This window comes from Natrarchaeobius halalkaliphilus (assembly GCF_003841485.1).
In the GTDB taxonomy this organism is placed as follows: domain Archaea; phylum Halobacteriota; class Halobacteria; order Halobacteriales; family Natrialbaceae; genus Natrarchaeobius; species Natrarchaeobius halalkaliphilus.
Window position 1 is genome coordinate 442,012 of record NZ_REFY01000004.1, and the last position, 18,156, is coordinate 460,167.

At 62.2% G+C, this 18,156-nt stretch carries 13 protein-coding genes; 3 read left to right on the plus strand and 10 right to left on the minus strand.

Going from position 1 to position 18,156, the window contains the following annotated elements; genetic code table 11:
* Positions 1–21: 21 nt before the first annotated feature.
* From EA462_RS17340 to EA462_RS12325, 3 genes are all read left to right on the plus strand, one after another.
* Positions 22–1,002, plus strand: a complete 981-nt coding sequence (locus EA462_RS17340; RefSeq protein ID WP_165872058.1) for a hypothetical protein — start codon at positions 22–24, stop codon at positions 1,000–1,002.
* 7 nt (positions 1,003–1,009) lie between these two features.
* Positions 1,010–2,536: a hypothetical protein gene (locus EA462_RS12320; protein ID WP_124178866.1), complete on the plus strand. Its 1,527-nt coding sequence runs from the start codon at positions 1,010–1,012 to the stop codon at positions 2,534–2,536.
* A 297-nt stretch (positions 2,537–2,833) separates the two neighbouring features.
* The gene (locus EA462_RS12325; RefSeq protein ID WP_124178867.1) at positions 2,834–4,015 is read left to right on the plus strand and encodes a tyrosine-type recombinase/integrase; all 1,182 of its coding nucleotides are present in this window, start codon (positions 2,834–2,836) and stop codon (positions 4,013–4,015) included.
* Positions 4,016–4,123: 108 nt separating this feature from the next.
* Here the strand turns inward: EA462_RS12325 and polC are convergent, their stop codons facing one another.
* The 10 genes from polC to EA462_RS12375 all read right to left on the minus strand — a co-directional run bounded on the left by polC (position 4,124) and on the right by EA462_RS12375 (position 18,134).
* The gene (gene polC, locus EA462_RS12330) at positions 4,124–9,889 is read right to left on the minus strand and encodes a DNA polymerase II large subunit (RefSeq protein WP_124178868.1); all 5,766 of its coding nucleotides are present in this window, start codon (positions 9,887–9,889) and stop codon (positions 4,124–4,126) included.
* 1 nt (position 9,890) lies between these two features.
* Positions 9,891–10,310 carry a PPC domain-containing DNA-binding protein gene (locus EA462_RS12335; protein ID WP_124178869.1) on the minus strand — a complete coding sequence of 140 codons (420 nt, stop codon included), beginning with the start codon at positions 10,308–10,310 and terminating at the stop codon, positions 9,891–9,893.
* A gap of 157 nt (positions 10,311–10,467) precedes the next feature.
* The gene (locus tag EA462_RS12340; protein ID WP_124178870.1) at positions 10,468–10,767 is read right to left on the minus strand and encodes a hypothetical protein; all 300 of its coding nucleotides are present in this window, start codon (positions 10,765–10,767) and stop codon (positions 10,468–10,470) included.
* 98 nt (positions 10,768–10,865) lie between these two features.
* Positions 10,866–11,588, minus strand: a complete 723-nt coding sequence (locus EA462_RS12345; protein ID WP_124178871.1) for a hypothetical protein — start codon at positions 11,586–11,588, stop codon at positions 10,866–10,868.
* An 88-nt stretch (positions 11,589–11,676) separates the two neighbouring features.
* Positions 11,677–12,966, minus strand: coding sequence for an adenosylhomocysteinase (locus EA462_RS12350; protein ID WP_124178872.1), 1,290 nt, complete (start codon positions 12,964–12,966; stop codon positions 11,677–11,679).
* Between the two features lie 103 nt (positions 12,967–13,069).
* Complete coding sequence (locus EA462_RS12355) at positions 13,070–13,387, minus strand: hypothetical protein (RefSeq protein ID WP_124178873.1); 318 nt, start codon at positions 13,385–13,387, stop codon at positions 13,070–13,072.
* A complete protein-coding gene (locus EA462_RS12360) occupies positions 13,344–14,027 on the minus strand; it encodes a hypothetical protein (RefSeq protein WP_124178874.1) in 684 nt (227 codons plus the stop codon). Before EA462_RS12360 ends, EA462_RS12355 begins: the two co-directional genes overlap by 44 nt.
* A 149-nt stretch (positions 14,028–14,176) precedes the next feature.
* A complete protein-coding gene (locus tag EA462_RS12365; protein ID WP_124178875.1) occupies positions 14,177–15,469 on the minus strand; it encodes an amidohydrolase in 1,293 nt (430 codons plus the stop codon).
* Between the two features lie 86 nt (positions 15,470–15,555).
* Positions 15,556–16,824, minus strand: a complete 1,269-nt coding sequence (gene ilvA / locus EA462_RS12370) for a threonine ammonia-lyase (protein ID WP_124178876.1) — start codon at positions 16,822–16,824, stop codon at positions 15,556–15,558.
* Entirely contained in the window at positions 16,821–18,134 is a 1,314-nt protein-coding gene (locus EA462_RS12375; RefSeq protein WP_124178877.1) for an amidohydrolase, read from the minus strand. The genes ilvA and EA462_RS12375 overlap by 4 nt, the downstream gene beginning before the upstream one ends.
* Between the last annotated feature and the right edge of the window lie 22 nt (positions 18,135–18,156).

Below are 18,156 nucleotides of genomic sequence, written 5' to 3' on the forward strand. Positions count from 1 at the left end.
CACCAGAGGAGGTAACACGATATGGCACCAATACGGCGTCGGAGTACGCTCATCGGGATGGGAACGATCGTATTCGGAGCCAGCGGCTTCATCGCCAGTGGTGCGTTCGAACTCGGCTCTCAGGAGAGTACCGGGAGCGACTGGGTTCGCGTCGCCAGCATCGACAACCCGGTCGAGGCAGAGGAAACCGAAATCGACGGCGGTGATACGAGCGAGTCGGACGGCGAAGACGACGAGGAAGACGAAGAAGACGACGACGACTCGGTAGGAAGCGGGGGATCCGATGACGACGAAACGGACGAAGACGGTGGGTCGGACGACGAAGAGGAAGAAGAACTCGAAGAAGAACTCGAGGAAGAAGAACTCGAGGAAGAAGAACTCGAGGAAGAAACAAAGGAAGAGGAAGCGCTAGAGGAAGAGGACGACGAAGACGACGACGGATCGAGCGGCGGCGGATCGGGCGGCGGACCGAGCGACGATCCGGATCCGGTCGAAACCCGGATTCAGGTCGTTACCGACCCGAGCAACGAGAACAATCTCGTCGGTCAGATCGACTGGAGCGGTCGAATGACCGAATCCGATTCCGTCGTGGGGAACGAGGACGGATTCCTCGAGCGGTTTTCGGTCGCGAACGCGAACAAGGGGGCGGTATCGCGCGTCGGGTTCGTCGACGAGAACGGCTATCCGACGGATCGAATCGCCTTTCTCGTCTCGAACGTTGGGAATCCGGACACGCCGGGCAACGGCGGCTTCCCCGTCGAACTCGAGCTCGAGCTGTACGACGAGGACGGATCTGCGGTCGATCCGGCCGGACAGATCAGGTTCCCATACCGCGTCGTCACTCCCGGCGGTGGCGTCACCGCACGGGGAACCGATCTGCGCGAAGCGACGGTCGATCTCCCGGTGGCCCACGTCGTCGAGACAGTCATCGAGATCGATTCACGCCAGGGAACGGACGCACTCGAGCGAGTTGCGTACGTCGACTTCCCGGCGGCGGAATAAGAGCACGATGGCCAGAAAGAACCGACGAAATCGAACGGGATCGAGCGGACTGAGCCGTCGCTCTGCGCTCGCGCTGATCGGCGGCGGCGGGCTGATCGGCGTCGGTGCCTCCGGTGCGTTCGATGCTGCGAGCGTCAACCGTCCGTTCGGCCTGCCGGTTCGAAGCGACGACGAGGCGCTCCTCGGTATCGATCTCTACGATCCGACCGCATCGAGCGGATCGGAAGTTCGGATACTCCAGCTATACAACGGCTTTTCGGAGACCTTGACGACGGTCTCGGTATCGACCCTTTCGACGGGCGGGATCACGCTCGATATCGACGATCCGCTCGTCTCGGGCGCGTTCGAACCGAACCAGCGGATTCCGGTGTACGCGACGATCTCGTGTGGCGAAGAGCGAACGGAGTCGGTCGATCTCGAGATCGTGGTCGAAGGCGAAACCGAACGGGTCGCGGCGACGCGTTCCATCGATGTGACGTGCCAGCGAGCCGAGTCGGATCCGATTCCGGCCTGCGATCTGGGTCCCACCGGCGGCGAAACGGCGGTCTCGCTGCGGGGGAACGACTCCGAAGACGAGCTTTCGGGTGAACTTGACGTCACGATGTCGGGGAGTACAAGCGTCGCCGGCAACGTCGACGTCACCGGGGACGTGGACCTCGATGGCAATTCTCAGATCGCCGGCGATCTGATCGCCGGTGGCTCCGTGACGCTGGAGGGGAGCGCCACGGTCGACGGGGACGTCGTCGTCGGCGGCTCACTCGAGATGTCCGGTGGCGCGCAAGTGGGCGACGGAGCCGCAGCGATCGAGGTCTGTGGTGATGCGTCGTTCAGTGGTGGCGGCGGTTCGAATCTCGGAATCGATACCCTCACCGTCGGCGACGATCTCGACGTATCGGGCGGCTACCGGATCGATGCAGAAGGCGACATCGTCGTCAACGGATCGGTCCACTGGAACGCAAATCAACTGACGACGACGGGAGGCGATCTCTCCGTCGGCGGCGATCTCTCCGTCTCCGAGGGCGCAAAGCTCGAGATCGACGGTGACATTCTCGTCGACGAATCGGTCGCCATGAACGGCAACCGACTCGAGACGACGGCGGGAGACCTTTCTGTCGGCGACGACCTCGAGGTGTCGAACGGACGAACCGAGATCGACGGTGACGTCCTCGTCGACGGCGCACTCGAGATGAACGGAAACCGACTCGAGTCGACGAGCGGGGACATCGTCGTCGAAGACGACGTAGCCGCAAACGGCGGAACGCTCGCGGTCGGTGAGACGGGACTGATCGACGTGAGTGGAGCGTTCGGGATGACCGACGGATGGGCGGTTACCGTCGGTGACGTGACGGTGGGCGAATCGCTCGATATCGATACCGGTGAAATGACCGCGTCGGGCGATACGGTGACGGTCGCTGGAGACCTCAACATGGGTCACGGGCAGGGCTACCCGGAGATCGAAGCCGACGTGGTGATCGGCGGTTCGTTGAACAAAGATCGGGGATCCATTCAGGGAACGATCACGTACGAGGACTAGTCGTCGCCGGCAGGGGCGAGAGAACGGATCGGAATACGTCGACGGAACTCGAACGCACCGGTTGAAGCTATGTTGTCCGTGTGAGGAAACCCGAAGACGCCGTATACTGGCGTTAAAAAGTGTTTCTGCCTATACTTCGATTTTCGAAGTACCGAGTGACGTCTCGGATACCTCACGCGTACCCTCGAGAGAAGTCACATGAAGTCCTCGATTCCCGATTGTTTATTCTTGTCGAACGAATTATGACCTTTGCTAAATTCCCGACAGAGATATAAATAGAGAGAATGAAGGTCAATTATGGCGAACAGTCCAAGGGCGAAATTAAAAGTAAGGCGAGAAAAATTAGAAGGGCATATTGAGAAAGGTGAAATCGATCCTGATACGGGTAATGCAATCCGAGAATTGCTTGATGCATACGACGAAAACAAGGTGATGGTAACTAAGCCAAAGGGTGAGAGTCATCGAACACCACAGACCTTAATGGCGTGGTTGTATCGATTGATGGTTTTTGCCCAGTATCGGAATCTCACTGAATCTGAAGCAGACGATATCAACCGTGATGTGCAAAAGATGCATTCAGGGGATCATCCCCATGTCCAAGATAAAGGACTGAAGAAAGGGACATTAAGAGCATATCAAGCGGCTGTTCGGAAATTCTATGGTTTTTATGATTTTGGGGTTGATCCAAACGATATCCCGCTATTCGACAAGGAAGAAACGTCGGTTGAGCCAAACGATATGCTCACAAAAGACGAGATTCATGAAGCACGGGAAGTGATTGATAATCCTCGAGACTTACTGGTTTATGATCTACTTCTATACACCGGCCAAAGGCGCGAAGCTTTGCGTACAATCCGAATCAAGGATGTGAAACCTCAAGAGGGAACATATCGGCTTAATCCTGAAGTAGACGGTCTGAAGGGCGCAACGGAACGAAATGGGAATCGTCCACTGCTTGGAGCAAAAGCAACAGTCCAAGATTGGATCAATAATTATCACCCGGACCCTTCCAATCCTGAAAACTACCTGATTACAGCTAGACCGGGATATTCTCGACCGGACCCTACAAAACCAGTTAGCGGGGAGACTATCAGACAAGTCATGCTAAAGGTCAAGGAAAAAACAAATATTACAAAACCGATGCATCCCCACGCCATGCGTCATAATCACGTTACAATTGCCAAGCGTGATTATAATATCCCTGACGATACGATCAAATATCTAATCGGACACTCGGCTGATTCAACAGTGATGGAATCAACCTATGCACATCTATCGGGTGACGACCACGTTCAACGTGCGGAGGAAGCTTTTGGAATCAGAGAACCAGAGGAAGAATCAGCATTCACACCTGAAGTGTGTCACGTTTGTAATCAACCACTCGAGCCGAATGCTAAGGCTTGCTCCAATTGTGGAACAGTCTATACACCCGATGCACAAGCTACTCAAGAGCAAATACAGGAAGATATGTATGAATAGTAATCTTAGACTGTGGACCTATATCGTATTGTGTCCCTTAGCAAGCGACAGACTCTCTCAAACCCATAGTAGAAATAAATAATATCCACTAATACTAATCTATATTCATCATTTGTCGTTGCTATCGGGGCTACCACCCATGAAATCCGCAAGACTTGTGGGTTTATTCTTGTCGTTTTCGAATATACTCTCGAGGGCCTGTTCCAGGACCTCTAGACGCTGTTTCGTGTAGTCGCGACAGTCGTACTCGTCTGCGACCTGAATCGCCGTCTGCATGTACTTGTTCACCGAGCCCTTGTGGACCGTGAGATTGACCCGACCGCCACACTCTCGACAGTCGCCGGTCAGGGGCATCCGCCTGAACTTCTCGCCGCAGTCGAGACACCGGGTTTCCTGGCGCGAGAAGGCCCGCAGATTGCCGATCAGGTCCGGCAGGAAGTGGTACTCGATAACCCGCTCGGCGACGTCGGTCTCGTCGACCGCCGCGAGTTTCCGCGAGAGCTCGAGTTGAGCGTCCATCTTGTCCATCATGGATCCGAGCGTCTTGTACGCCGAGAGGTCGGGTCCCATCGCGATGTCGGTGGTGTCGTGGGTGTGCCGAAAGCCGGTGTACTCGCCGTCGGTCCCGAGGGTGTCCTCCCCGGTCTGAATGTCGATCGATTCGGGGTCGGCCTGTTCCAGGGTCGCTTCGTAGAACTCCCGGGAGTACTGCGAGACGATATCCATGTTGTGCGCCTCGTCGTCGATTTCGGACGGATCGATGCGAGAGGACATGACCAGCGGCGCGTCCATCGAGTTATGGGCGTAGAGCCAGTTAGCGGTGAAGATCGGCTCGCCGCCGACCTGCAGATCGTATAGGTAACCGTCGTACTCGACGCGTTCGATGGACGTGATCCGGAGGTACGAGAGATCACCGTCGACCAGCGGACGGATTGCCTCGAGTTTCTCTTCGGCTTCTTCTGGAAGGTCTCGCTCGTCGAATTCCGTGACTATTTCCTCGAGTTTCTCGAGCGAGATGTTGTCGCGTCGTTTCAGATATTTTGGAACGAGTCGGGTGATCCCCGTGATGTCCATCTCACGAATCTCCATCAGTTCGTCGGGGATAGAAACCACGAGACTCTTGGGTTGGTACGGCTCTTTGTCCTGAAGGATTTGTTCGAGCGGATTCCGAGTTGCGCCGCCGGAAACGGAAACCGTATAGATCGGCTGTCGTGAAGCGCCGCGTTCGCGCCGCGAGACGTTCGCGACGAGTCCGAGGCGATGACAGAGGTAAACGATCCCGTCTTTGACGTCCTCGCTCGTCGTGTGGAAGTTGATTCCGGTGTAGTTGTCGTCGCTCGGCTCTGAACCGTCCCCCGCGATGAACCCGCGGAGAAACGCGAGTACGACGTCGTTCTCCGCACGAAGGATGCAGTCGGGAACGATCTTTTCGCTCGAGTTGTACGAGTCGCAGTCTTCGAACCCGAGTTCGTACAGCACGTCGAAGAATACGGCCGGGAACGCGACCTCGTAGGCCTTGTTCGACCAGCGAACGCTCGGTTCACACCCGAACGAAGCTTCACCCGTTTCGACGACTCGGTCGACGAGTTTTTCGTCCCCGTTGTGAATCACGGGTCGAGTACCGGAGAGCGATCCTTCGGCGACGAACATCCCAAGGAGCCACGCGAAGTCTTCGTCAACGTCGAGATGTCGGTGGATACAATCGGACGAACCCGTCCACCCGACCGAACAGTCGTCGGGGAGCGGTTGTTCACCGTGCTCTGTCTCGATATCCTCGAGCGTCGATCGGCAGACTTTCTTCTTCGAGAGCCGGTAAGAGATCCCACCGTCGAACGCGACTCGCGTCTCGCTTCCTCGTTTCGACTCGTCCCAGACGTCGGTCAGCCACGCTTCGTGTTCGTCGTCGAGCAGCACGTAGGGATCTTCGACGCACTCGAGCACGTCGATCGTCGTCTCGATCGGTTCGACCTCGAGCGTTTGCGGTGCGACGATCAGGTCGCCCTCTTCCAGATCAGAACCGGCGATCTCCTCGATACCGTCGTCGTACCGGAAGAGACTGTGATCGGTCGTGATCTCAAGTTCGCGTCCGAACTGGGTCGAGACTCGCAGCAGTTCCTCGCTGTCGTCGGCCTCGTACCGAATCGCCTTCTCGATGGGTTTCGGCTCGGCTTCGTGGTTCTCGTCGAACGCGTAGGTCGTCCAGCCCTCGAGCGCAGCGGTCTTCTTTTGGAACTTGCCGTCGATCTCGATCGGCACCTCGAGTTCGTCCCAGAACTCGTCGAAGGTCATGAACCGGAGGTTACCCTGAGGATCGAAGGCGATCAGTCGCGAGTCCTCCGCGACGCTGCCGCCGCGCTTGTCCGGGAGATACGACCGCGAGAAGTTCAACAGTCCGTCCATGAGCAACATCACGCAATCCTCGTCTCCGTCACACTGGGCCGTATGCAGGCCGTTCGCAATGAGCGTGTGTGTCTCCGCAACCGTGAGACAGTACGTGTAGTCGACATCTGACGGGACGAACTGGACTCGTTCTACTATATCAACCTCCGGACTGCCACCATCGACAACTCCGGATACAGCGTCGATCGATCCGTCTCGAGCGGTGTCGGTCGGTAACGGTATCCGATCCCCAGTTTCGAGTTCACTCGCGGCGATCCGTTCGAGGCCGTCGTCCCAGGCGACCATCGTGTGGTCCGGCGTTACGGTCAGCGATCGACCATTGCAAGTCTCGATCCGAACGAGGTGGTTGGGCGCAGGATGCTTCGAAATCGACTCGACCGGCCGTTCGATCGCTCGTCCGGAGTCCTCGATCGACGGAACAGTGATCGTCCCTTCGAGATCCTGAATCAGCGTCCCGAAGTCGTCTTCACGTGGATTCGTGAGCCGAGATTCGACGAATTCCTCGATCGGCTCCTCGCGACGGTTACCCGATTCATCGTTGTAGCGGATTGTCGTCTCCGGGTGGAAACAATTCCGCCGTTTCGCGGCGTGAAAGTACGGATGAGCGTATCCGACTGCGGCGCTCGTGAAACCAATCACCCTTCCGACAGTTGCCGCGCTCGTGTGCGGAGCCATCCCGAACACTAACTCGCCAACGAGTTCCTGCCGGTCGTCGATTTCATAGAAGGGATCGAGACCGTAGTACTGCTCGAGGAGGTCGTCGATGAAGTCGGCCGTCTGCATCATGTGCTCGGCTGCGCCGTCGGAGAGGACGATATCCTGAACCTTGAGTTCGACCAGCTGGTCGTCGTGGGTCAGCGGATCGTCGTGGATATCCGCCTCGTAGCCGAGAGCCTGAAGCTGGCCGACGTCGACGTCGAGTTCGCTCGCCCGGACGGACGTCACCGGGAGATCGGTCATGTCGTAGCGAACGGTGCCGTCCTTGAACGAGGAGACGTCGTGTTTCGCACGCAGGATCCCCTTTTCGATCGGCTCGGGGATCTTCGTTTCCGAGGTCAGTCCCTTGACGCCTTTGAGGATCTCGAAGGCGTTCTCGCGTTCCCCGACGGACTCGAGTGCGTCGCGGTACTCCTCGTGGATGTCGATTTCGCGGTTCTCGACGCAGGTGGCCTCGCGTTCGCAGTGGCCACACTCGACGCGTCCGGCCTCGTCCGGCTCGATGCGCTGGTCGCAGTCGGGACAGCGGTAGTCGGGCGTCGTCCGTTCGTCGCAATCTGGACAGCGGTTCTTGAACGTCTCCGTTCCACAGCTCTCACAGCGCTTTCGGCCGATCTGGACCTCGACGACGCCGGGCGTATCGGACATCGTCTCGGCGTGCGTAGCCGCATCGGCAACGTTTCGCTGTTGGCCGCCGGCTTCACCGATCGGAAACAGGGTGTGAACCGGCGGGCTCAGGTCCCGTCGCTCGGATTTCTCCGGGCGCCCCATCCGATTTCCAACGCGAGTTGGGGCTCGCTCGCGGACCGCGAAGGGAGCGATCTCGTTGACCGCCTCGGTGGCGTTGTCGCCGGCCGTTTCGTGGCCCCAGTTTCGCGCGCGCTCGGAGAGATCGTCACGACACCAGGTTCGTTCGAGTTCGATGATCGATCCTCGAGTTCGATCGTCGGAGCCGGCGGCTGCGCCGTCGGTCACCGCCTCCCGTGGCTCACAGCCGAGCGCTCGAACGAACGCCTGCCAGTCGTCGATCTCGATCCGGTTTTCGTCCGGTCGCTGGCGGTGTTCGATCGCGATCGCCTCGAGAGAGTCGCGCGTCCGTTCTTCGTACTCGAGGACGAGCGTCTCGTCGTCGTCTTCGATCCGGCCGGCAGCGGTCGCATCCGCGAGGTCACAGAACGCCTCGACCGAAAGGTCGTGCCAGAGGTAGGTGTACTGGGGATGAAGCGGCGCGTCGTAGCTCGTCGCCCACTCGAGAGCGTCCTCGACGTCGGGGAACTCGAGGTCGATGCGAGGGTCGTCCTCGAGGGCCTGGACGTCCGCTCCGGCGGCCGCGACGTCCTGGATCCACCACTCGTAGACGTACGACGCCGGCGAGAGCGGACGGTTGTTCTCGACGAACTCGCCGTAGTTGACCAGGTACTCCCCCGCGTCGAGGATCTTCTCGACGCCGTTTCTGATCTCGAGTGCCTCCTCCGGGTCGTCGATCCGACGAACGTCGCCGTTCGCCAGCTTGACCGTGGGACCGTCGATGCTGTCGACGGGGACGATTCCGTGGGCCTTTCCCGGCCGCTCGGTCTTGATCTGGGTCCCGGTCGCGAGGAAGTCATCGACCAGATGCATCGTGGCGGGATGGACGCCACCGGTCGCAAAGCCGTGGTTTCGAGCGCGGCCGTAGCGGAGACGAAAGCCGCCCTTCGCGCTGGGATGTGAGAAAACCGGACGGCCGGCGATCAGGTCTCGAAGGAACTTCGTCGAGGACTCGGCTCGTGGCGGGCCAGCGGAGTCGTCGACCGGTTCGGAGTCGACGTCGACCGGTGCGGACGATTCGTCCTCGTCTACGGTCTCCTCGCCGGCTGCGTCTTCCTCGCCGACTTCGGTTTCGCCCTCGTCGGCCGCGTCCTCCGCGTCGGCACCGTCGGCGTAGTTGCCGTCGATGAGATCCTGTAGCCAGGGCCAGTCGATCTCGTCGAGATTTCGGGTGTAGCGCTGAATTTTGGGCGCTTTCAGCGCGATACCCTCACCGAGGACGAGACACATGCCGCCGCGGGCGCTGTTCGTATCCACCCGATCTAGGTCCCGAAAGCCCGAAACTTCCTCGTCACCGGTCGCCTCCCCGTCGAGCATGATCGGGAGGTGTTTGGCGATGAACTTCGCCTCTTTCGCCTTGGGCGTATACTGGAGACCGGTCTCGTTGTCGTACAGGGCGATCTCCTCCGCGTAGCGTTCGACTTCCTCCTGGCGGACGCTGTATTGCTCGATTCCCACGAGCGCACGCGTGTAATCCGCGACCAGCACCGAGAGCGCCTGTGCGGTCCCGCCCGCAGAGCGAATCGGACCCGCGTAGTAGACGTTGACGAACTCCGTCCCGTCGTCGTTCGTCAGAATTTCGACCCGATCGATCCCCTCGATCGGCGCGGCGACGACCCCCTCGGTCAGCAGCGCGACCGCGGTTCGGACGGCCCCTTCGACCTTGCCGGCTTTCGACTCGTAGTCCCCGACGCGACCCTCCGCGAAATCCTCCGCCAACTCGAGGGCGGCCTCCTCGCGTGACATCTCACCCTCGAGTTCGCGAACGCGCTCTGCGACGCCGTCGATGCCGAGAATGTTCTCGACGCGGTCGGCCATGTCCTTTGCGACCGGAATCTCGACGTCGGGTTCGGGATCGCCGCCGCGTTCTTTGGCCCGCTCTGCGACGTCGAACGCCTCCTCGAGTCCGGATTCGAGCCGATCGAAGTACCGTTCGTCTTCTTCGCGCATCTCAGAGCCAGAGGTCGAGTTCGGTCGTCTCGTCGTACTCGCGCTCGAGAGCCTCTTCGAAGACGCGCATGTAGACTTCGCCGGCCCAGACCGTCGCCTCGTTCAGGTGGCCTGCGACCGCGTTGCCCTCGGGATCGGAGAGCACGGCGTGGGTGTGTGCGAACCGGTCGCCGTCGAGCCAGGAGACGTTCCCGACGCAGCTTGCGACCTCGAGCGGTTCGTCGAACTCGATGGCGTCGTACTCGCAGTCGTCCTGATCGTAGAACCAACACTCCGCGTCCTGGACGGCCCCCAGCGCGCTGAACCACGCGGCGTCGGCCTCGACCGCCGCGGCAAGCGACTCGATCTCCGCGCGCCAGTCAGCACCCGTCTCGAGACGAGCGACGTACTCGCCCGTGGTTTCGACGGCTCGATAGTTCATACTGTTGCTACTGTGTGCGCGAGAAGAAAAAGTCACCGTCGAGCGGACGCCGCAATGGAAGTCGACAGTTCGAGCACGAAGCGGACGGTGCTCCCCGGGAGGAACGCGAGGGGAGTCGAAAGCGCTCGAACGAGATCGATTGGTACGATTTCGCCGTTCACCAGGGCTGGTAGTACGCTATCACGAACGGCCGATCTCGGTGCTCGAAGTACCAGTCCGTCGGCTGCTCGCTATCGCGGTCGTCGTAGGACGGGAGGTCCTCGAGCGGCGTCGCGGCGAACGTCGGTCCCCTCGAGTCGACGATTCGTGCGTCGTCGGTCGACGCTGCGGTCAGTTCGCCCGACGCATCAGCCGATCCGTTCACCTCCGTCGACTGTTCCGACCGCGTCGGGAGTGTACATCCCGCGAGGCCGAGACACGCGGCGACCATCTCGGAACAGAGCGTTCGTCGAATCATAATTTCAAGCCGGTTGTGGGCGCATATTACAAACGAATATACTTCACTCTCGAGCCGAAACGACGGCGCTCGGTAGGCTCCGAACGCGCTCTCGCTCGTCAAAACCAGAGAAGCGGTCCCCACGCGGCGAACGCAACGAACGCACCGAGAACGACGGCAGCCATCAGTCCGCGAGCGAGCCACGGCTCGAGGCGCTCGCGCCGAGTTGTCACGCGGACCCGTGGCACGCGCTCGACCTGCCTGATCCCGCTGTCGGAGCGGTAGGTGAACACCACCGGAATCACGTACTCGCCCGGCGGGGTCGCCTTCCGCGTGTTGATCTCGAGGAGGTATGCCGGTTCACCGGTCCGGTTTCCGTCGAGGGGTTTCCACCGTAGTGCCCCGCCGGCGTCGCTCGAGTCGCGTCGAAACAGGGTCGACCGGCGGCCGTCGATCCGTCTTCCAGTCTGCCCCGCTCGAACGGCCTCGATGCCCGCGTCGGCCGTTGCCTCCGTTGACTCGGCCGATCCGGGTCCCGAATTTCGGCGAACGACGCCCGGGTCCTCGAGATCGATCAGTTCGTCACCGTCGTAGAACACGCTCAGGTCGTTCTCGGTGACGCGACCGGTGCCGGAGACGAACACCCCCAGTTCGATCCGCCCGCCGGGATCGACGCGATCCGTTCCGAGAAAGACGTCGAGTTCGTTCTCCTCGATGTCGGCGGTTCCGGAGACGGAGACGGCGATCTCGAGTTCGGCGTCGGAATCGATCCGGGATCGCTCGAGAAGCGGCGCGATCGGATGGTCGCCGTCGTGACTCGCGTCGTCTGGCGAGAAACACATTGAATACCCGACTATTACGGCCGCTCGAGTTGAGCGTAACGGCCGATTCGCCGTCAATCGGTACTGACGACGGCCGTTCGTTTTCGTCCTACGTTCCGTGATCCCAGCTACCCATGTACTCGCGCTGGGTCTCGGTCAACGAATCGAACTCGACGCCCTCGGCTGCGAGTTTGATCTCGGCGATCTCCTCGTCGAGTTCGTCCGGGACGTCGTGGACGCCCGCGTCGTACGCGTCGCTGTTCTCGAGCATCTCGCGCACGCAGACGGCCTGAACGCCGAAGGACTGGTCCATCACCTCGACGGGATGGCCGAGCGAGACGGGGGCGGCGAGATTGACCAGTCGACCCTCGGCAACGACGTTGAGCCGTCGGCCGTCGGCCATCTCGTAGGCTTCGACACCGTCGCGGGCCTCGTAGCGGTCGACCGCGAGGTCGTCGAGGGCCTCCAGATCGATCTCGATGTCGAAGTGGCCCGCGTTCGCGAGCAGGACGCCGTCTTGCATCTCCTCGAAGTGCTCGCGGACGACGACGTCGCGGTTGCCCGTCGTCGTGAGGAAGACGTCGCCGATCTCGGCGGCCTCGGCCATCGGCATCACGTCGTAGCCCTCCATGTGTGCCTCGAGCGCTCGTCGCGGCTCGACCTCGGTGACGACGACGTTCGCGTTCTGACCCGACGCCTTCCGGGCGACACCCTTGCCGCAGTAGCCAAAGCCGGCGACGACGACGTTCTTGCCGGCCCACGAGAGGTTCGTAGTCATGGCGATCGACGCCAGCGAGGATTCGCCGGTGCCGTGAACGTTGTCGAACAGTCGTTTCATCGGTGTGTCGTTGACCGCGAAGACGGGATACTCGAGTGCGCCGTCGTCGTCCATCGCGCGCAGTCGGTGAACGCCGGTCGTGGTCTCCTCTGCACCCCCGACGATGCCGTCGATCAGCTCGGGGTACTCCTCGTGGATCGCCGCGACGAGGTCCATCCCGTCGTCGACCGTTACGGTCGGCTCGTGGGCGATGACGGCCTCGATGGCGTCGTAGTACGCTTCGTCGTTGACGCCGCGTTTGGCGTAACTGGTGATACTCTCGTGTGTGTCGAGGGCCGCGCTCACGTCGTCGTGCGTCGACAGTGGGTTGCAGCCGGTGACGGCGACTTCCGCGCCGCCCTCCGCAAGCGTTTCGACGAGGATCGCGGTCTTCGCTTCGACGTGCATCGCCATCGCGATCCGCTCGCCCTCGAAGGGCTGGTCCGCGAGGAACTCCTCGCGAACGTGTTCCAGGATCGGCATGTGCTGGGCAGCCCAGTCCATCTTCCGGCGGCCCTTCGTTCGAGCCTCGTCCAGATCGTCCAGCTGTTCGCTGATCGGTGGATACGAACTGTCGGTCATACATCGATAGAGAGGGACCGCCGCCAAAACGCTACCGAAGCGATCCCACAGTGCCCACCGCACCGAACCCACAGGCTACCGAACCGGTGTCGAGAAAAGCCGCTCACGCCTCGAGTTCGGGCCCCGAGAACGCGGTGGTTCGTCGTCCGAACTGTCCATCGATTCGAGTGGACCCGCGAATTCCCGCCGGGGATCGATCGTCGCGACGATCGTTCGGCCGATTCGAGAGAATGCGCCAGCGGAGTCCGAGCGGCCGGTTCGGGGTGGTTCGTGGGGTCTCGTCTTCGACGCCGGGGACGGTCCGTGCCTCTGACACACGTCGTTCGTCGCGTCCACCGGCGTCGACCCTCGAGACGTGGGATGAGAGGTCGTCGGTGCTACGGTGGGCCGGCCTGACCGGGCGGTCCGCCGTCGTCGTCATCGGACGGACCACCAGCGTGGTCCGGTGGTCCCCGATCGTGTTCGTCGTCATCGGACGGACCACCAGCGTGATCCGGTGGTCCCTGATCGTGTTCGTCATCGCTCGACTGACCACCAGCGTGGTCCGGCGGACCGGCGTGATCGGACGCGTTTCCGGGGTTGTTCTCGAGAACGAAGTTCGCGACCAGCACGCCGAGCGGGCCGCTCGATTCGTTTCGCTGTTCGTCGACGTAGGCGGAGACGAGCGATCCGAACGGAGCGTCGTCTCCGTCGTCGATCTCATCGTTCTCGTCGGCCGGCTCGAGCGTGGCCGTCGCCTCGACGGTATCGGTCGAGGTCGAAGCGGTGATCGTCACCGTAACCGACTCGTTCGACTCGGGGAGTTCGACCGTTCCGTTCACGTCGGTCGAGTACTCGCCCGTTCCCGCGTAAGATTCGTTGTCATCTGTCGAGACTCCGACGGTCACGTTTTCGATCGGACTCTCGTTTGCCGTTACCGTGACGACTCCGTCCCCGGAGACCACCAGCGACAGCTCGTCGGTGGGTTCGTCACTGTTCGCTGCCGCGACGCCCAGCGGGGCGAACGCGGACAGGATCATCGCTGCGGCCAGTATCGCCGCGAGTAGTGTCTTCCTCGTCATCCGGTCGAGACATTCAGAATACGGTGAATAAACCCCGGCAGCAGTTCTCGACGGTTTGTTCACAGAGAAACGGTGCCAGAATCGTTTTTACGGTTTACCGACCGTACAGAGCGTTTAGGAATCGTTCATCCGGCACGGAAATAGCGTCTTCAATCGTCGGCGCGGTCGACGAGTGACGCCGCCGTCCGACTCGCTCGTTCGAGAACCGACGGCTCATCGAGCGTTTTGACCTCGCGATCGCGCATGAGGACTCGTCCGTCACAGACGGTGTGTCGTACGTCGGCCGCCGCCGCGGCGTACGCGAGGTGGCTCACGAGGTCGTGATGCGGCGTCAGATGCGGCCGGTCGACGTCGATCACCGCGAGATCGGCGGGAGCACCCGCCTCGAGTCGACCGGAATCGAGGCCGATCGCCTCGGCGCTTCCCCGAGTCATCATCTCGACGACGGCGCTCGCGGGAACGGCGCTCGCGTCATCGGCCGCCAGCTTGCCGATCATCGCGGCGTCGCGGGCCTCGTCGAGCATCGAGAGATCGTTGTTCGAGGCTGCGCCGTCGGTTCCCAGCCCGACGGTGACGCCGGCCTCGAGCAGCCGCTGGACGGGTGTCATCCCGCTCGCGAGCTTCATGTTCGATGCGGGACAGTGGATCACGCTGGTCCCCGCCTCGGCCAGGGCGGTGATCTCGCTTTCGTCGAGGTGGACGCCGTGGGCAACGAAATCCCCGGGCTCGAGCATCCCCTTCTCTGCGGCGTAGGCGAGCGGACGAACGCCGTGTTCGTCGACGATCGGATCGACCTCGTCGGTCGTCTCGTTTGCGTGGTAGTGGACCGGAACGTCGAGTTCGCGCGCCTCCGGGACGAACTCCGCGAGGTACTCGCCGTCGACGGTCGTCAGCGAGTGGGGCATAAACGCCGTCGAGATTCGCCCGTCGGCCGCGCCGTCGTACTCTCGAGCCACCTCGAGGCCCGTCCGTGCGTCCTCGCGCGCGGCCTCGTCGTCTTTCGCGACGGAGATCACGCCGTGGCCGAGTCGTGCGCGAAGTCCCGCTTGCTCGACCGCGGCGGCGATCTCCGGAACCTCGAAGTACATGTCCGCGAACGCCGTCGTGCCGGATTTGATCATCTCGAGCAAGCCGAGTTCGGTGCCGACGCGGATATCTCCCGGATTCAGTTCGGCCTCGGCGGGCCAGATATCCTCGCGGAGCCAGGACTCGAGGGGTTTGTCGTCGGCGTAGCCGCGCAACAGCGTCATCGCGACGTGGCAGTGGCCGTTAACGAAGCCGGGCGTGACGAGCGACCCCGAGGCGTCGAGCGGTTCGTCGCCCGCGAGGTCGTCCCCGATCTCGAGGATCAGACCGCTGTCCTGGTCGACCAGTACGTCCGCGTTCGTGACCGTCCCGGAGGGAAGTAACACCCGTCCGCCGGTGATCGAAAGCGTCGTCATCGAACGAGGGTTCTCACCGCGTGGACTTATATACTGCCGGAGCGTCGGCCGGATCCGTCTCTCCGTTTGGCGTCGGTGACGACGGACTATCGTCGCGTCCCTGTCGAAGCGGTCTCGTCTTCGAGAACGGTCACGCCGGAAAGGTCGGACAGCGACTCGCGGATTCGCTCGAGGTGCTCCGGACCGCTGCCTTCGAACGCGATCGTCATCGGAACGCGGTTCGGGTGATCGAGTCCACGCCGCCGAGCCCGCTCGAGGACGTCGAGCTCGCCACCCTGTGACTCGATCACCGCGACGACGTCCCCGACGGTCGACGGCCATCCGGCGATCTCCAGTCGAAGCTCGGTGTAGCGACCGAGACACTCGAGTCCGGTCCGGGTCAGTTCCGCGTGCTCGGTGAGGTCGACGTTGCCACCGGAAACGAGGACCGCGACGCGCTCGCCCGCCAGATCGAGGTCCGTCGTCTCCGAGAGTGCGGCCGCGAGCGGGGCCGCCCCCGCGCCCTCGGAGACGGTTTTGGCACGCTCTGCAAGCAGCGTGACGGCCGTCGCGATCTCTCGATCGGTGACGCCGACGACGTCGTCGACGACCTCGCGAGCGACAGCGAACGTCGTCTCGAGCAGTCGGGTGTCCGCGATTCCCTCAGCGACGGTGTCGACGTCTTCGAGTTCGACGATTTCGTCGCGCTCGAGAGACGGTTTCGCGTGGAGTGCACCCGCCGGTTGGACGCCGATGACCCGTCTATCGGAATCGCGGGCCTCGAGGGCGGTTCCGATCCCCGAAATGAGCCCGCCGCCGCCGATCGAGACGAGGACGGTATCGAGGTCTGGGTACTGCTCTACGAGTTCGAGCCCGATCGTACCCTGACCGGCGACGATCGCCTCGTCGTCGAAGGGGTGGACGAACGTCTCTCCGGTGTTCTTTGCCCGCTCGAGGGCGTACTCGTAGGACCGCTCGTAGATGTCGCCCTCGACGACGACCTCGGCACCGTACCCGCGAGTCGCCTCGATCTTCGCCGCCGGCGTCACCTCGGGGACGACGATGGTCGTCTCGATTCTCAGAAGATCGCCCGCGAGCGCGACGCCCTGTGCGTGATTGCCCGCACTCGAGGCGATAACGCCCGCGTCGCGTTCCGAATCGGACAGCTGAGCCATCCGGTTATACGCGCCGCGGATTTTGAACGATCCCGTTCGCTGGAGGTTCTCGAGTTTGAGCCCCACGGAGGTCGCACCGGTCAGTTCCGCGAACGTACGCGACGTCTCGAGTGGCGTCCGGTGGACCACGCCGTCGAGTCGCTCGCGCGCGCGTTCGACGTCCGAAAGCGTGACGGGGGCGGCCGTGGCGTTCCCGCTCATCCGTCCTCCGCCGCGTTTTCGGCGTTCGAAACGGGGTGACGGCGCTCGAGCTCTCCGATCGTCTCGACGAGCACCGAGACGCCGTGATCGAGAGCGTCCTCGTCGACGTCGAACGTCGGCGTGTGGTGGCTGGTCGGGTGATCGGTGCCAACGATCAGGTACGAAGCGAGTCCGCCCGACTCCTGGACGCGGTTCATCAGGAACGTGGCGTCCTCGCTCGCGCCGAAGTCGGCCGTCGGTACGACCCGATCGGTTCCGTGGAGGCCGGTGGCGACGTCGACGACGACGTCCACCAGTTCCGGATCGCTGTCGGCCCGAGGCGACTCGCTTATCACGTCGAAGACGGCGTCACAGCCGTGCATCCGCGCGGCCGACCGAACGACGCGCTCGAGTCGCCCCTTTACGTACTCCATCAGTTCGGTCGTCTCGCCGCGGGCTTCGGCCTCCAGGTGGGCGCGCTCTGCGATGACGTTGCTCGCGGTTCCGGCCTCCGCTCGGCCGACGTTGACGCGAGTCATCCCGTCGGCGTGACGCGGAATACCGTAGGCGTTCTCGATCGCGGTTCCCATCGCGTGCATCGCGTTGTCGCCCTCGTTCGGTGATTTTCCGGCGTGGGCGGAGGTTCCCTCGATGGTCACGTCGACGTGACACATCGCCAGCGGTTTCTCGATGCCGGCGACGACCTCGCCGCTCGGATGATCGAGGCCGACGTGTACCGCCAGCAGGTAATCGAGATCGTCGACGAAGCGACTCCTCGCCATCGGACAACCGCCGCCGCCGACTTCCTCTGCGGGCTGGAAGAAAACGACCAGCCGTCCCGCGAAGTCGGATTCGGCGATGGCTTCGAGGACGGCGAGCCCCCAGGTCATGTGGACGTCGTGGCCACAGGCGTGCATCGTTCCCTCGATTTCCGATCGGAACCCCTCCGCGTCGGGCACGTGGCCATCACCCGTCGCCTCCTCGACGAACAGGCCGTCGATGTCGACCCGCAGGCCGATCGCCGGCCCGTCTCCACGCTCGAGGACGGCAACGGCACCCGTATTGCCGCCGCTCATTCGCTCGAGGAGCGCGTCGTCGGCTCCACGATCGCGGGCTCGCTCGAGCCAAAAGTCGATCTCGTCGTCGGACGGAACGGCCATCCGATCGGCCGGATCGTAGGCGTCGGGGCCGACAGCGAGTTCGTTGACGCCGATCGCGCGAATTTCTTCGACGAGTCGGGCGGTCGTGTAGAACTCACGCCAGGCGGGCTCGGGGTGACGGTGGAGGTGTCGTCGGACCGTCACGAGGCGATCGCGTATCGGTTCGGTCATGCGAGTTACTGACGCACTCCAC

What these genes read in the sequence shown, in the direction of transcription:
- EA462_RS17340 (WP_165872058.1), top strand. Translation starts at nt 22, where the DNA reads ATGGCACCAATACGGCGTCGGAGTACGCTCATCGGGATGGGAACGATC.
- EA462_RS12320 (WP_124178866.1), top strand. Translation starts at nt 1,010, where the DNA reads ATGGCCAGAAAGAACCGACGAAATCGAACGGGATCGAGCGGACTGAGC.
- EA462_RS12325 (WP_124178867.1), top strand. Translation starts at nt 2,834, where the DNA reads ATGGCGAACAGTCCAAGGGCGAAATTAAAAGTAAGGCGAGAAAAATTA.
- polC (WP_124178868.1), bottom strand. Translation starts at nt 9,889, where the DNA reads ATGCGCGAAGAAGACGAACGGTACTTCGATCGGCTCGAATCCGGACTC.
- EA462_RS12335 (WP_124178869.1), bottom strand. Translation starts at nt 10,310, where the DNA reads ATGAACTATCGAGCCGTCGAAACCACGGGCGAGTACGTCGCTCGTCTC.
- EA462_RS12340 (WP_124178870.1), bottom strand. Translation starts at nt 10,767, where the DNA reads ATGATTCGACGAACGCTCTGTTCCGAGATGGTCGCCGCGTGTCTCGGC.
- EA462_RS12345 (WP_124178871.1), bottom strand. Translation starts at nt 11,588, where the DNA reads ATGTGTTTCTCGCCAGACGACGCGAGTCACGACGGCGACCATCCGATC.
- EA462_RS12350 (WP_124178872.1), bottom strand. Translation starts at nt 12,966, where the DNA reads ATGACCGACAGTTCGTATCCACCGATCAGCGAACAGCTGGACGATCTG.
- EA462_RS12355 (WP_124178873.1), bottom strand. Translation starts at nt 13,387, where the DNA reads ATGACGACGACGGCGGACCGCCCGGTCAGGCCGGCCCACCGTAGCACC.
- EA462_RS12360 (WP_124178874.1), bottom strand. Translation starts at nt 14,027, where the DNA reads ATGACGAGGAAGACACTACTCGCGGCGATACTGGCCGCAGCGATGATC.
- EA462_RS12365 (WP_124178875.1), bottom strand. Translation starts at nt 15,469, where the DNA reads ATGACGACGCTTTCGATCACCGGCGGACGGGTGTTACTTCCCTCCGGG.
- ilvA (WP_124178876.1), bottom strand. Translation starts at nt 16,824, where the DNA reads ATGAGCGGGAACGCCACGGCCGCCCCCGTCACGCTTTCGGACGTCGAA.
- EA462_RS12375 (WP_124178877.1), bottom strand. Translation starts at nt 18,134, where the DNA reads ATGACCGAACCGATACGCGATCGCCTCGTGACGGTCCGACGACACCTC.